The sequence below is a fragment of the Pseudonocardia terrae genome, assembly GCF_021343995.1.
Classification (GTDB): Bacteria; Actinomycetota; Actinomycetes; order Mycobacteriales; family Pseudonocardiaceae; genus Pseudonocardia; species Pseudonocardia terrae.
This window is the reverse complement of the sequence record NZ_JAJTTE010000021.1, coordinates 36912-51626: the sequence shown is the minus strand read 5'-3', so window position 1 is coordinate 51626 and position 14715 is coordinate 36912. Positions and strand designations below refer to the sequence as shown.

Sequence of the window (14715 nt, the reverse complement as noted above, 5' to 3'; positions counted from 1 at the left end):
CGGTGGCCGGTCCACCCTGGACCGTAACGACCCGGCCAGCCGTGACGAACCGGACGACGATCACCGGGACGATCACGAGGTGGTCGTCGGGGCGGTGGGAGGAGCGCGGTGGGCGGTCTCTCGCTCGTCGACGGGTGGTTGCCGATCGTGCTGCTGGCCGTGGGCGGACTCGCGGCGTTCGGGTTGCTCACGCGGTGGGGGCGCGGCGCGGTGGCCGCGGCGGTCGTGGCCGTCCTCGTCGCAGCCCTGGTGTTCGCCGGGCTGAACCTGCTGGTCGTGAACCAGCTGGCGCTCGTGCCCGAGCCCCTCCCCCGGCAGGTGTTGCTCTGGGTCGCGATCGGGTCCGGCGGGGTGGTGCTCGCGCTCGGCTCGCTGTTCGGCACCCGCCCCGGCCGGAAGGTCCTCGCGCTCGTGTGCGGGCTGCTCGTCGTGGTGGCGGCGGCGTCGCAGGTGAACGTCTACTACGAGCAGTACCCGACCCTCGCCGCGCTGGCCGGCACCGACGAGCGGTCCTTCACCGGCGGGCACGGCGCCCCCTCCCGGTCGATGACCACCCCGGTCGCCACACGCTGGAAGGGCCCGGCCACCGGCGCGTCGAGCATCGAGACCTCCCCGATCCCCGGCACCGTCAGCGGGTTCACCGGCCGGGACGCCCAGCTCTACCTCCCCGCGGCCTACAACTCCCCTAACGCGCCGCTGCTGCCCGTGCTCGTCCTCGTCGCCGGCCAGCCGGGCGGTCCGGAGGACTGGGTCGTCGGCGGCACGCTGCAGACCGTGATGGACGACGTCGCGCAGCGGCACGGCGGGCTCGCGCCGGTGACCGTCGTCGTCGACCCGAACGGGGCGGACGGGGACAACACCATGTGCATGGACTCGGACGTCGCCAAGGCCGACACCTACCTGTCGGTCGACGTGCCGCGCTGGATCGAGGGCAACCTGGGGATCGACGCGAACCACGCGCACTGGGCCTTCGGCGGCTGGTCCTTCGGCGGCACCTGCGCGATCCAGATGGCCACCCGGCACCCGGACCTGTACCCGAACTTCGTCGACATGGCGGGCGAGCGCGAGCCCGCGATCAGCGCCGACCGGACGCAGACGATCGCGATCGCGTTCCACGGCGACACCGCGGCGTTCGACGCGCTCACGCCGCTGACCCTGCTCGCGCAGCGGCGCTACCCCGAGGTCTGGGGCTACTTCGCCTGCGGTGCGGACGAACCGGAGGTGGGGGCATGGCAGACCGAGGTCTCGACGGCGGCGCAGCGGGCCGGGATGACGGTGCGGACCCAGGTCGTCCCGGGCCAGGGGCACTCGTGGGGGGTGCCGCACGCGTCGCTCCCGCCGGCGATGGACTTCCTGGGTCCACGACTCGGACTGACGGCGACGGTCGGGTGAGCGCACCGAACGTCGGGCCGACGACCGAGCTGCGGGCGTCGACCGCGCCGCCCGTCGAGGCGCCGGCCACCGAACGTCCCGCCGGGAAACGCGCCGGCGGGAAACCAGCCAAGGCCCCCGGCCCGCCGCCCACCGCACCCGTCACGGCGGCCTCCGCGCCGCCGGCGTCGGCCCTGCTGCCCGTGGCGGCCGGCCGGACGGCGCCCTTCGAGGTCTGGGCCTCCCGGCTGACCGCGGCCCTCCCCCACGCCTGGCGCCGGACCCCGTTCACGATCACCGTGGTCGCGGTCACCCTGCTCGTCGGGCTGGTGGGGCGCACGATCTGGCGCCCGCTCTGGCAGGAGGGCTGGTTCCCGCAGGTCGCCTACGGCGTGCCCGCGCTGCAGGAGGGCCGGGTCTGGACCCTGTTCACCGGCTGGTTCTTCGCCATCACACCCGGCCAGTACGTCAGCGGGCTGCTGCTGTTCGCGATCGTGGTGGGCGCGTGCGAGATCCGGATGGGGACGAGGGTCGTGGCGGTCGCCGCGCTCGCCGGCGAGATCGGCGGCGTGCTGGTGGCGTCGCTGCTGATCTGGGCCCTGGCGCACACGTCGTGGCCCTGGGCGGTGCACCTGGTCACCGTGCGCGACGCCGGGTTCACCACCGGCGCACTCACCGTCCTCGCGGTCACCACGGCCGCCCTCCGGTCGCCGTGGCGGCTGCGGATCCGGGCGCTGCTCGGCTTCTCCGTCCTGGTGGCCTTCCTGTTCGAGGGCACACTCTCCGACGTCGCCCACCTCGTCGCCGTCACGACCGGGTTCGTGGTGGGCCAGCGGCTGTTCGGGGTGGAGCCCGGCTTCGGGCCGCAGACCCGGCGGGAGACGCGGCTGCTGGCCTTCGCCGGGCTCGTCGCGATCGCGCTGACCGAGCTCGTGGTGCTGCTGTTCCCCGGCCGCGGCCCCTTCGGCGAGACCGCCGGGGAGACGACGTCGCTGCTCGACGTGCTGATCGACATCGTGATCGTCGGGATCGTCGCCAACGCCCTGCGGCTGGGCAAGCGGTGGGCGTGGTGGGTCACCGTCGTCCTCGGCGTGCTGAACGCGCTGGTCGCGGTGGCCGCCGTGGTCATCCTGCTGGTGGGCGGGGTGGTGACCGACGAGGCGATCACCCTCGGCACCGGGGTGCTGTGGATCGCCGAGCTGGTCGTCCTGCTGTTCAACCGGCGCGCCTTCCGGGTCCGGATCCGACGGCGGATGCCGGGCGGGGTCGCCGCCGGCGAGGCCGACGCCCTCGAGCGCGCCCGGACCCTGCTCACCTCGGTGGGCGGGTCGACGATGTCCTGGATGACGCTGTGGCCGGAGATGCGCTACTACTTCCTGCGCGACGGCCGCGGCTACGTGGGCTACCAGCGGCATGCGGGGATCGCCCTCGCCCTCGCCGACCCGGTGGCCCCGCAGGGCACCGTCGCCGCGGCCGTCACCGAGTTCACCGAGGACGCCGAGCGCGGCGGGCTCACGCCGTGCCTGTTCTCGGTCACCGACACCGCCGCCGAGGCCGCCCGGGCCGCCGGCTGGCGCACCGTGCAGATCGCCGAGGACACCCTCATCGACCTGCCCGGGATCGCCTTCACGGGCAAGAAGTGGCAGGACATCCGCACCGCGCTGAACAAGGCGAGGCGCGAGGGCATCGAGTTCCGGGTGGTCACCCTCGCCGAGCAGCCCTTCGCCGTCCTCGCCCAGGTCCGGGCGATCTCCGAGGAGTGGGTGGGCGACAAGGGGCTGCCGGAGATGGGCTTCACCCTCGGCGGCGTCGACGAGGCGCTGGACCCGGCGGTGAAGGTCGGGCTGGCGATCGACGCCGGCGGCAGCATCCACGGCGTCACGTCCTGGCTGCCCGTCCACGCCGAGGGCGGCCGGGTCCGCGGCTGGACCCTCGACGTCATGCGGCGCCGGACGGACGGGTTCCGCTCGGCCATGGAGTTCATGATCGCCTCGGCCTGCCTCACCTTCGGCCAGGAGGGCTACGAGTTCATCTCGCTCTCCGGGGCCCCGCTGGCCCGTGGCGAGTACGAGGCCGAGCTCGACCGCACCGACCGGCTGCTCGACAAGCTCGGCGGAGCGCTCGAACCGTTCTACGGTTTCCGTTCCCTGCACGCGTTCAAGGCCAAGTTCTCGCCGCGCTACGAACCGGTGCACCTCGCATTCCGTGACGAGGCGGACCTCCCCCGTATCGGAATCGCTCTCACGCGTGCGTATCTCCCCGACGCGACGCCTCGGCAGCTGCTCGCGGCGGGTTTCTCCGGGGGCGACAAGGAGCCTCCGCAGCACTGAGGAAGGTCGATTTCCTGCGTGTTCGGCGATGATCCGCGGAGGCGGGGTCTTGTGGTGACGGAAAGGACGCGCTAGCTTTCCTTCCGCACGGGGGATGCGCACTTGGGGCGCCCTGTCAGGTTCAATTCCTGTGTCCTCCACCAACGTCCGGCCGGGGGCCGATCGCCATACGCGATCGGCCCCCGGTCGCGTTCCGGGGGCTCCGTCGCGGTCCAGGCGCTCGGTCGCGGTGCGGTGCCCGGTCGCGGTGCCGGGCCCGGTCGCGGTGCCGGGCCCGGTCCGGAGCGGCAGGGTCAGACGGCCGCGCGCGAGCGGTCCCGCTGGGCCTCCATCAGGCCGTCGAACACCGGGCGCCAGTCCGCGGCCAGCGCGTAGCCCTTGCGCTCCGCCTCCTCGAGGCTGAGCTCGAGAGGCATGCCGAAGGTGTCGTGCAGCTCGAACAGGTGCTCACCGGTCACGACCTCGCCCTGACGGTGCAGCCGGCGCAGCATCGACAGCCCCTTGCGCAGGGTTCGCGCGAACTGCCGCTCCTCCTTCTGCAGGACCGCGACGATCCGCTCCTCCTGCTCGGCCACCTCGGGGTAGACGTCGGCGAACAGCTTGCCGACGATCGGGACCAGCTCGACGGCCACGCCCTCGGTGAGCTCGAGCTCCAGGCCGAAGCGCAGTGCCCGGCGGACCAGCCGACGCATCACGTAGCCCTGCTTGCTGTTCCCGGGCTTCACCCCGTCGGCGGCCAGGAAGGCGGCACCACGGAGGTGGTCGGCCACCACCCGCATGGCGTGGACGATCTCCGGGGCGCCGCCGTCGTAGGCCTTCCCGGACATCTGTTGCAGCTTCTCGACGATCGGCCACAGCAGGCTGACCCGATAGACGTCGGGGTCGTCGAGCGACGCCGCGGCGATGCGCTCGAGCCCGCCGCCGAAGTCGACGTTGTGCTTGGGGAGCTCGGCGACACCGGTCTCCGTCCTGCGGAAGGTCATGAAGACCGAGTTGCCGATCTCCAGGTACTGACCGCCGTCGGAGTTCTGGTGCGGGAACCGGCCGTAGCGGGTGTCGTGCTCGACCTGCGGGAAGTAGTAGAAGACCTCGGAGTCGGGACCGCCCGGGTCGCCGACGGGCATGTCGTCCGGGGCGCCGAAGCGGCTCCACCAGTTCTTGTCGCCGTAGAACGCGATGCGGGCCCCCTGGTTGCCGTGCTCGTTGCCGTACTCCTCGGTGCCGAGGTCGATGCGCCGGCACTCGATGCCGCGCTCGGCGAAGAGCCGCTCCCAGATCTCGGCGCTCTCCTCGTCGCGCGGGACCCCGTGCACCGGATCACCGAGGAAACACGTCACGTAGAGCCGGTTCGGGTCGAGGCCCACGACGTCGACCAGGAAACGGAACACCCGCGGGATCTGCTCCGCCTTGCCGTAGTCACCGAGGCTCCAGTTCCCGAGCATCTCGAAGAACGTGGTGTGCCGGTTGTCGCCGACCTCGTCCATGTCCTGGGCGCGCAGGCACGGCTGGACGTCGGCGAGGCGGGCGCCCTGCGGGTGCTCGGCCCCGAGCAGGTACGGCAACAGCGGTTGCATCCCGGACCCGGTGAACAGGGTCGTGGGGTCGTCGCGCAGGACGATCGGCGCGCGCGTCACGACCGCGTGGCCGTCCTGGCGGAGCATGTCGAGGAATGCCCGGCGGATGTCCTGTGCGTCCATTCCCCGATCCTCCCGAGGAGATCGGCCGCACCAAAAGGCCAGAACGGGGTACAGCTTCGGAAGAAGTGGAGATCCCGTCACGCGTGGTCGTGCAGGAATCGCGTGCGGTGACGAATCGCGGCCACGGCCCGGCTCCTTCGGCTCGGCCGTCGCCGACGTCGTCCTCCCCGGCCCGCGGTCTTGGGTGTGCCGACGGCGGCGATCGGCGGCCGGGCGAGACCAGCTCTTGATCGCTGGTCATGGACGGGGAAGGTCGGAAATCGACCCTCTCCCTCCACGACCGGCGATCATGTCGGGGACCGAGCCCGCCATTCCTCGAATGATCGCCATTCGGGACGGAGAAGTGCCGCCTCTGGCGGAAATCGGTCCCGAACAATGATCACGGGCAGAGCGCCACAATGATCACCGCTGCGGTCGCGCTGCTCCTCGTGATCGCCGAACCTGGAGCAGAAAAGTCGGAAATCGGCCCTCTCCGTCCACGAGCAGTGATCATGGACCGCGCCGCGGACCGCTCCCGCTCAGGGTTCGGCGAGCCAGGCGAAGCTCAGGGCGGGGAGGTGGGCGCGGCCCCCGTGGACCTGGACCGGCCCGTCCGGGGCGAGCACCGTGTCGAGCCCCGCGACCAGGCCCGCGTCGACCGAGGCGGGGTGCTCGGCGAAGTTGGCCAGCCCGAGGAAGGTGCCGCTGCGGGGGTGGCGGCGGCGCCAGGCGAGGACGTGCGGGTCGTCGAGCACGAGCACCTCGGCGGGGGCGCCGGCGTGCAGGGCGAGCAACTCGGCGCGGGTGGCGGCGAGTCGGCGCAGCCAGCCGGACACCCGGCCCTCCACGGAGGTGGTGTCGTGCCGCCGGGCGAAGGCGCCGGCGTCGAGCCAGGGCCGGTGCATCCAGCGGTTGTCGGCGGCGAGGGCGGGGTCGGCGAGGTAGGAGTGGTCGTTGCGGAGGGCGAGCTCGTCGCCCATGTACAGCAGGGGCACGCCGCCGTAGGCGTAGACGACCGCGTAGAGCAGCACGAGGCGCCGGATGCCGGCCTCGAGCGCGCCGCCGTCGCCGACGTCGAGGGCCTGCTCGATCCCGCAGAGGGAGGCCGCGCTGCCGGAGATCCGGGCGTCGCCGGTCTCCGGGTTCTCCTGGAACAGCGCGCCGCGGGCGAAGGAACCTGGGAAGCGGCCGGAGTAGAAGTCGTTGAGGAAACGCCGGTGCGCCGGCCCGGTCCAGCCGACGGCGGCGGCGTCGACGTCGCTGACCGCCCAGCCGATGTCGTCGTGGCATCGCACGTAGGTGGCCCAGGAGGCCTCCAGCGGGATCGGGTCCATGCGTCGCAACGCCTGCACCGCGAGCCGCGCGTCCTTCGTCGCCAGGCACGACCAGAGCAGCACCATCAGCTGGTTGTGGTAGGCCAGCTCGCACTCGGGCCGGTGCCGGGGGTGTCCGCCGAGGTAGGGCACGAGGTCCTCCGGCGCGACGATCGCCTCGGCCTTGAACACGGTCGCCGGGGCGGCGAGCTTCACCGCCGCGTGCAGGGCCTGCAGGATGTCGTGCACCTCGGGCTGGTTCTGGCAGTTGGTGCCCAGCCGCTTGCCCATGAACGGCACCGCGTCCATCCGGAAGATCTCGACGCCGCGGTCGGCCAACGCGAGCACGGTCCCGAGCATCGCCGCGAAGACCTCGGGGTTCTCGTGGTCGAGGTCCCACTGGTAGTCCCAGAAGGTCGTCCACACCCAGCCCCCCGCTCCGTCGCGGGCCTCGGGCACCCACGTGAACGAGCCGGGCGCCCGGTCGGGGAAGACGTCGGGGATGGTCGCCTCGTAGGCGTCGGGCAGGGTCCGGTCGGGGAAGGCGGTGTAGAAGCCGGCGTACCGCGGGTCGCCCGCGAGCCAGCCGCGCGCCCACGGGTGCTCGCGGGCGGTGTGGTTGAGGACCAGGTCCACGCACAGGCTCATCCCCCGCGCCCGCAGCGCGCCGGCGAGCTCCTCCAGGTCGCCGAGGGTGCCGAGCCGGGGGTCGACGGCGCCGTAGTCGGCCACGGCGTACCCGCCGTCGTTCTCCCCCTGCCGGGGGCGCAGCAGCGGCATGAGGTGCAGGTAGGTCACGCCCAGCTCGGCGAGGTGGTCGAGACGGGCGTGCAGTCCGCGCAGCGTGCCGGCGAACCGGTCGGTGTAGGCGACGTAGCCGACCATCCGCGGGTCCTGGTACCAGCGCGGATGCACCTCGCGGCGGCGATCCAGATCGCGCATCGGCGCCGGCCGGGCCGCCGCGGCGGCGAGGGCGTCGCGGACCAGGCGGGCGGCGAGGGCGTCGGTGTCGTGCCGGTCGCCGAAGAGGGCGTCGAGCGGCAGGTGCAGGTCGGGGAACCAGAGCTCGAGACGGGCCAGGAACGCGACGGCCTCGGCCCGGCCGAGCGCCTCCTCGGCCTCGGGCCGCAGGTCGGGCAGGAGGGACCGCAGGCAGGCGGACGCCGCGCGGCGCCGCTCGGCGTCGGGACGACGGCGGCGGGCGTCGGGATCCGCCGCCGCGCCGGGGTGCGGCGCGGGCGACGCCGGCCCCTCGCGGTCGATCACCCGTCCATCCTGCCGCGCACCGACCCGGTCCGCCGCGTCACGCGCCGTGGTCGGTCCCGCCGCATCGATCCCGTCCGTCGACGGTCCAGCGGCGCAGCTGCCGAGCCGTGGCGCCGACGAGCGCGACGCACGCGACACACGCCGCGCCGCCGGTCGCCGCGGCCAGCTCGGGGCCGAGGTACCCGGCTACGAGCCCGGCCCGGGCGTTGCCGATCCCGGGCGCACCGGCCCCGACGACGTACTCCGCGGCGCTGACCCGCCCGAGGTGCGAGTCCGGCGTGGCGAGCTGGATCAGGGTGCCGCGGGAGAGTACCGAGACGGTGTCCGCCGCCCCGGCCACGGCGAGGCAGGCCAGGCCGGCCACCAGGCCGTCGACCAGCCCGAACGCGGCGAGCGCCAGCCCCCACACCCCGGCCGCCCAGACCATCACGAGGCCGGGCCGCCGGGCCCGCGTGGCCGGCCCCGAGGTCAGGGCAGCGACGATGCCGCCCGCCGCGATGGCGGACAGGAACAGCCCGAGGGTGCGGGGGTCGCCCGCGAACCGTTCGGCGTTGAGCGCCGGGAAGAGGGCGACCGGCATCGCGAGGACGGTCTGCGTGAGGTCGGTGGCCAGTGCCGCGCGCAGGACCGGCGTGCGCAGCAGGACCCGCCAGCCCTCGACCGTGTCGCGCAACCCCGCGGCGAGTCCCCGGCCGGCGTCGGTCCGGTCCGGGCGCATCGCGGGGAGCCGGGCGACGCCGTAGAGCGACACGGCCGTGGCGGCGGCGTCGAGGGCGTAGGCCGCGGTGGTCCCCCACCCCGCGACGAGCACGCCCGCCAGGGCGGGCCCGACCAGCATCGCGGCCTGGAACGCGACGTGGTGGAGGGCGAGCGCCGGACCGACCTGGTCGCGCGGGAGCAGCCGGGGCACGAAGGTCCGCCGGGCCGACGAGCCGAGCGCGGTGGCGCCCGTCTGCGCGGCCACCAGCGCCAGGACCAGCGCCCACGAGCGCAGGCCCGCCGCGGCCTGCAGGGCGAGCAGCCCGGCGACGACGGCCGCCGCGGCGCTGGTGACCAGGACCAGCCGGCGGCGGTCCAGGGCGTCGGCCAGGGTCCCGCCGAGCGTGCCGAACACGGCGATCGGGACGCCCGTCGCGAGCCCGACCACGCCGACCAGCACCGGGCTCGACGTCAGGTCCCAGACCTGGGCGAGCACGGCCACCACCGCGACCTGCCCGCTGAAGGTCGACGCCGTCGTACCGAGCCAGAGCCGCCGGAACCCGGGATGGCCACGGAGCGGCCGGGTGTCGAGGACCCGGTCGAGCGCACTCACCCGGCGCTCACTCTGCGTCCATCCCTGCGTCGGTCCCCTTGTCGGCCCCTGCGTCGGTCCCTGCTTCGGCCCCTGCGTCGGTCCCTGAGGCGGTCTCGGCGAGGTGCGCCCGGAGGCGGTCGAGGAAGGGCCGCTCGCGCAGGGCGGCGGCCACGTCGGAGATCACCCGGGTCATCGGGTACGGCAGGGCGGCGTCGAGCTCGGCGAAGGCCGCCTCGGTGGCGCGCCACTCCGCCTCCAGGAAGGGCACGAGCGCGCGGCCCTTCTCCGTGAGCACGACCTCGCGGGTGCGCGCGTCGGCGCCGGGGGCGGTGTCGACCAGCCCTTCCTTGCGCATCTCGGTGACGGTCTGGCTCATCGCCGAGTGCGAGACGTCGAGCTGCACCGCCAGCTCCTTGATCGGGATCGGGCCGCGGTGGTGGAGCCGGATCAGCGCCATGCTGAACCGGGTGCGCACTCCCCGGACCCCGCGCTCGGCGTAGAGCTCCGCGATGGCGGAGTCCATCGTGCCGAGCAGGTCCTTGAGCGGCCGCAGCCAGCTCTCGAGAGTGGGATCGGACAATGTCACAGCGCTAATATAACAGCACTGTCAGAAACAGTCGCGGACACGCGGCCGGGTCCGCTGCCCCGCGACGATCACCCACTCGGGCACCATGAACACATGACCGAGGCCGCGGCGTGAACCGCACCGCCGCGACGCTGCTGTCGCTCCTGCTCGTGGGGGTGCTCGTGGTCGGCGGCGTGATCTGGTGGACGAACACCCGCCCGCAGCCGAAGTGCGTGGCGACGGCGGCGGGCCAGTCCGTGTCGCTGACCCTCGACCAGGCGGACTACGCCGCGACGATCGGCGGGGTCGGCTACGCGGAGGGCCTGCCGGACCACGCCGTCACCGTGGCCCTCGCGACCGCGCTGCAGGAGTCCCGGCTGCGGAACCTCACCGGCGGCGACCGCGACTCGGCCGGGCTCTTCCAGCAGCGGCCGAGCCAGGGGTGGGGCACGTACGCGCAGGTCACCGACCCCGTCTACGCGGCACAGGCCTTCTACCGGGCGCTGAAGAAGCTGCCGGACTGGCAGGACGTGTCCGTCACCGAGGCCGCCCAGCTCGTCCAGCGCTCGGCCGCCCCCGACGCCTACGCCCAGTGGGAGCCGCAGGCCCGCACCATCGCGGCCGCACTGACCGGCCAGGAGCCCGCGGCCTTGCGCTGCCAGGACCTGACGCCGCACTCCCCTCCGGACGACGTCGCCGCCGTCGCCGCGCAGGAGCTCGGCACTGCGCGGCTCAGCGGGCCGCAGCCCACGCAGCGGGGGTGGGCGATCTCGAGCTGGCTCGTGGCGCACGCCGCGCGGTTCGGCCTGTCCGAGGTGACCTACGACGGCCGCACGTGGTCGGCCGACGAGGGCACGTGGACCGGTGCCGGTCCCACCGACGGCCGGCTCTCCCTCGTCCGCGACCAGCCCTGACGGGTCAGCCGGCGGGCGGCGCGAAGAACTCCAGCGCGATGTTGTCCGGGTCGCGGAAGGAGACGCCCGAGCCGTAGTGCGCGTCGACGATCCCGCCGTGCGCGATGCCCAGCTCGTCGAGCCGGGCGGCCCAGTGCTCCAGCTCGGCCCGGTCGGCACAGGCGAAGGCGACGTGGTCGAGCCCGGCCCGGCGCTCGTCGAAGGCGCCGTCGGGCGTGCTCCCGGGGTGGGTGTGCAGCCCGAACAGGTGCCCGCCGCCGAGTGCGAAGACCGTGTGGTGGAAGCCCCCGGTGTTCTCGTCCTCGTCGAGCACGGGGTCGGAACCGAAGAGCGCGGAGTACCACCGGGTGCTGCGCTCCAGGTCGGTCACGGTGACGGCGGCGTGGGCGAGCGGCGGGAACGGGGCCATGTCTGCCTCCCTCGAGCGACGGTGATCGCCCCGAGCATCCCAATGCGTCGCGGTCGCCGACACCCTCTCTTCGGACGGGTCCGGTCAGGGGCAGACCGCCGCGGCGCGCCGGGCCGCCCGGACCAGGGCCAGGCGCAGGACCAGCGCGACCGCGGTGATCGCCACGATGACCAGCGCATACACCTCGGCGGTGATCCGCAGCCCGAACGCCGTGCCCGCGAACCCCGCGGCCACGGCCGGGACGCTGAAGGCGACGTAGGAGATCACGAACGCGACGGCGAACAGCGCCCCGCGCTCGTGCGGCGCGGCGATCCGGGCGAAGGTGCCGAAGGTCGCCAGGGCCGCCGCCCCGAACCCGACGCCCGCGACCAGGGTCCCCAGCGCCGCAACGGCGATGAGTCCGGTCGTCACGCCGAGCAGGGTCACGAGCGTGCCCAGGCCGAGCAGCGCGGCGGACAACGCCAGCAACCGCACGGCCGGCCGGTTGCGCAGCAGGAAGGCGGTGGCCGCGCCGGTGCCGCACAGCAGGGTCACGACGAAGCCGCCGACGAGGTGGTTGCGCAGGTCGAACAGGCCGGCCGTGACCGACGGCCCGAGCGAGAGGTAGAGCCCGCTGAGCGCCCAGCTCGCGATCATCACCGGCACCACCGGCGCGACCTCGGCCCGCAGCCGGGCCGGGACGCCGACCTTCGGGCGCAGCGACGCCAGGGCACCGGGGCGTCGTGCGGACGTCTCGGGCATGAGCGCGACGACCACCGCCGCCAGCCCCATCCCGGCCAGCAGCAGGGCGTAGACGAACCGGGTGGGCGCGGGCCCGAACTCGACGAGCGCACCGCAGCCCAGCGCGCCCAGCGCGAGCCCGGTCGTCGGAGCGACCGAGTTGACAACCCCGGCCCGTCCGGGCGCCTCCGGCGCCTCGAGGTCGACCAGCGCGGCGCCGAGCGTCGTCATCGCGACGCCGGTGGCGACACCCTGGAGGAACCGCGCGACGGAGAGCACGACCACGTCGCCGGCCAGCACGAACAGCACCAGGGCCACGATCTCCAGCAGGATCGCACCGAACAGGACCGGCCGGCGGCCGATGTGGTCCGAGAGCGCGCCCACGATCAGCAGCGAGCCCAGCAGGCCGACCACGTAGATGGCGAACACGACCGTGAGCACGGTCGGTGTGAAGCCCCAGAGCTGCTGGTAGACGACGTAGAGCGGGGACGGCGCGCTCGACGCCGCCAGGAACAGCATGATCATCGCGGCCACACCCGCGAAGTACGGCCCGCGCAACCGGATGTCCCGGGCCGTCGCCCCTGTCGTGACCGACATGCTCGCCTCGCAAGTTCGTGCAGCGATCTGTGCGTTAACGTCCCCGACGGTAGCACGAACGCACAGATCGTTGCGTTAGCTTGACGCAGCAATCGGTGCAATAATCGCTTACATGGCTGCATCCACGCCGGTCAAGGGCACGCACACCCCGAGCGCGGGTACCGGGTCGCGTCCCGGCGGCCGCTCGGCGCGGGTGCGCGCGGCCGTGCACCGGGCGGTCGAGGAGCTGCTCGCCGAGGAGGTCGGCGACGGGCTGACGATCCCCGCCGTCGCCGCCCGGGCGGGCGTGCACGCGACCACCCTCTACCGCCGCTGGGGCTCGGTCGGCGAGCTGCTGGCCGATGCCGCGACGAGCCGGTTCTCGGGCGACGTCGTGGTTCCCGACACGGGGTCGCTGCGCGGGGACCTGCAGCGCTGGGCGGCCGACGTCGCCACCGACCTCGCCGACCCGGACGTCCTCGCCCTGATGCGGGCCACGCTCGGCGCCGGTGGCGAGCAGGGGGCCTGCGCCTGCCGCGGCGACCGGGAGGACCAGCTCGCGGCGATGATCGCGCGGGAGGAGGCGCGTGGCGGCGCCATCCCGACCGTCGAACGCGCGGCCGACGCGCTGCTCGGGCCGCTGTACTACCGCGCGATCTTCACCGGCGAGCCGGGCTCGCCGGACTGGGCCCGCGGGCTCGTCGACGCGCTCCTGCCGGGCTGACGGCGGGTGCCTACCGGTTCGGGCCGCTCCCGACGGGGGTGACCCGCTCGGCGAGCCGGGCGGAGTAGATCGAGTAGCCGTCCACCCACCGCGACACCGCCGTGGCCACCAGCGTCGCGACCATCATCGGGACCATCAGCCCGAAGCCGCTGTGGGTCAGCTCCAGCACGAGCGCGAGCCCGGCCAGCGGCGCCTGCATCCCGGCCCCGATCATGGCCGCGGCCCCGATCATCGCGAAGGCGCCGACGGGCGTGCCGGGCCAGAGCAGCGACCACACCCCGCCCAGGCAGGCCCCGAGCGCGGCGCCGGTGGCGAGGGTGGGCGTGAACAGTCCGCCCGAGGCCCCGCTGCCCAGGCACAGCACCGTGACCAGCGGCTTCAGCAGGAACAGCGCGGCGAAGAGCCACAGCGGGCCGGTCCCGGCGAACGCCTGCGCGGCGATGTCCTGCCCGTTGCCGTAGAGCTGCGGGAAGACCAGCCCGAGCGCGGCCAGCACCGCGAACGCGGCCAGGGGCGCCACGATCGCGAGCCGGCCCCGCGGAACCCGGTGCGAGATCCAGGCGATCAGGCGCACGAAGACCACCGCGACCAGCCCGATCAGCACCCCGGCCGGGACCGCCCAGGCCAGGGCCGACAGGGAGAACCCGAAGTTCGGCACGTCGGGGTAGATCGGGCCGGAGGGCAGGCCGATCCAGGCGGTGACCGTCGCCACCGCGGAACAGGCGAGCGCGGGCAGCATGACCGGGAGCCGCACGGCCCCCACCAGCACCTCCGCGGTGAACAGCGCCCCGCCGAGCGGCACGTTGTACACACAGGCCAGGCCCGCGCCCGCGCCGCAGGCCACGAGCAGCCGGCGCTGCGGCGTCGTCAGCCCCGCCCAGCCCGCGAGCACGCTCCCGCACACCCCGGCCATCAGCTTCGGCGCCGCCTCCCGGCCGAGTGACGCGCCGAGCCCGACGACGATCACCGAGAGCATCGAGTTCCCGGCGCTCCGGCGGAACCCGAGGCGGCCGTCGCCGGTCCAGACGGCGTCGTCGGTGTCGGAACGGCCCGGGACGTACCGGCGCAGCAGGAACCACCCGATCCCGGCGATCACGCCGGCGACGAGCAGCGGGAGCACGCGATGCCACCCGGTCGTGCGCTCGACGGCCGCGGTGAAGTCCACGGCTGCGCCGGGCCCGAAGGCGAGGCGGGCGGCGGTGCCGAGGAGCAGCATCAGCGCGATCCCGAACAGGCCCGCCGCGACGCCCGTCAGGAGGACCATCAGCCAGAACCGGACGGTCAGCGGGACGTCGCCGTCGCCGGTGACGTTGGGTTGGTCCATCGCCCCGCGCCCGGACGCGATCCGCCTGCGCAGCAACGGCTGCGGCTGCCGGAGCCGTTCGCTGGGCCGTCCCTCGTCGCGACGGCCGGACCTGCCGTTCCCCACGCCGGATCATCCTGCCCGGACGGGCAGCCGTACCGCGAGACGGGTGCTGGCCACACCCCCGGGAGGCCCGGGTGGCGCGGTCGTCGCGGACCCCCGCCGGACGGGAGCCTTCGGTCACCGACGCCGCC

The 14715-nt window shown here is 74.1% G+C and carries 11 protein-coding genes; 4 read left to right on the top strand and 7 right to left on the bottom strand.

The annotated features are described in order from the left end of the window. Positions 1 to 108: 108 nt before the first annotated feature. Both LWC33_RS15975 and LWC33_RS15970 read left to right on the top strand, forming a co-directional pair. Positions 109 to 1392, top strand: coding sequence for an alpha/beta hydrolase (locus tag LWC33_RS15975; protein WP_233305177.1), 1284 nt, complete (start codon positions 109 to 111; stop codon positions 1390 to 1392). Further along, entirely contained in the window at positions 1389 to 3701 is a 2313-nt protein-coding gene (locus LWC33_RS15970; RefSeq protein ID WP_233305176.1) for a bifunctional lysylphosphatidylglycerol flippase/synthetase MprF, read from the top strand. Before LWC33_RS15975 ends, LWC33_RS15970 begins: the two co-directional genes overlap by 4 nt. Positions 3702 to 3994: 293 nt before the next feature. Here the strand turns inward: LWC33_RS15970 and LWC33_RS15965 are convergent, their stop codons facing one another. The 4 genes from LWC33_RS15965 to LWC33_RS15950 all read right to left on the bottom strand — a co-directional run bounded on the left by LWC33_RS15965 (position 3995) and on the right by LWC33_RS15950 (position 9836). Next, positions 3995 to 5398, bottom strand: a complete 1404-nt coding sequence (locus tag LWC33_RS15965) for an alanine--tRNA ligase-related protein (RefSeq protein WP_233305175.1) — start codon at positions 5396 to 5398, stop codon at positions 3995 to 3997. A gap of 518 nt (positions 5399 to 5916) precedes the next feature. Beyond that, entirely contained in the window at positions 5917 to 7956 is a 2040-nt protein-coding gene (locus LWC33_RS15960; RefSeq protein ID WP_233305174.1) for an amylosucrase, read from the bottom strand. Between the two features lie 37 nt (positions 7957 to 7993). Further along, the gene (locus LWC33_RS15955) at positions 7994 to 9268 is read right to left on the bottom strand and encodes an MFS transporter (RefSeq protein ID WP_233305173.1); all 1275 of its coding nucleotides are present in this window, start codon (positions 9266 to 9268) and stop codon (positions 7994 to 7996) included. A gap of 7 nt (positions 9269 to 9275) precedes the next feature. Beyond that, positions 9276 to 9836, bottom strand: coding sequence for a MarR family winged helix-turn-helix transcriptional regulator (locus LWC33_RS15950; protein ID WP_233305172.1), 561 nt, complete (start codon positions 9834 to 9836; stop codon positions 9276 to 9278). Between the two features lie 110 nt (positions 9837 to 9946). Between LWC33_RS15950 and LWC33_RS15945 the strand changes: the two genes are divergently transcribed. After that, positions 9947 to 10729 carry a hypothetical protein gene (locus LWC33_RS15945; RefSeq protein ID WP_233305171.1) on the top strand — a complete coding sequence of 261 codons (783 nt, stop codon included), beginning with the start codon at positions 9947 to 9949 and terminating at the stop codon, positions 10727 to 10729. Positions 10730 to 10733: 4 nt separating this feature from the next. On the opposite strand, the gene LWC33_RS15940 is transcribed toward LWC33_RS15945, so the two are convergent. Then, positions 10734 to 11138, bottom strand: a complete 405-nt coding sequence (locus LWC33_RS15940) for a VOC family protein (protein WP_233305170.1) — start codon at positions 11136 to 11138, stop codon at positions 10734 to 10736. 84 nt (positions 11139 to 11222) lie between these two features. After that, the gene (locus LWC33_RS15935) at positions 11223 to 12455 is read right to left on the bottom strand and encodes an MFS transporter (RefSeq protein ID WP_233305169.1); all 1233 of its coding nucleotides are present in this window, start codon (positions 12453 to 12455) and stop codon (positions 11223 to 11225) included. 112 nt (positions 12456 to 12567) lie between these two features. On the opposite strand from LWC33_RS15935, the gene LWC33_RS15930 reads away from it, so the two are divergent. Continuing rightward, the gene (locus tag LWC33_RS15930; protein ID WP_233305168.1) at positions 12568 to 13158 is read left to right on the top strand and encodes a TetR/AcrR family transcriptional regulator; all 591 of its coding nucleotides are present in this window, start codon (positions 12568 to 12570) and stop codon (positions 13156 to 13158) included. Positions 13159 to 13168: 10 nt separating this feature from the next. On the opposite strand, the gene LWC33_RS15925 is transcribed toward LWC33_RS15930, so the two are convergent. Further along, positions 13169 to 14587 (bottom strand): chloride channel protein, encoded by a 1419-nt coding sequence (locus LWC33_RS15925; RefSeq protein ID WP_233305167.1) that lies wholly within the window; start codon positions 14585 to 14587, stop codon positions 13169 to 13171. Between the last annotated feature and the right edge of the window lie 128 nt (positions 14588 to 14715).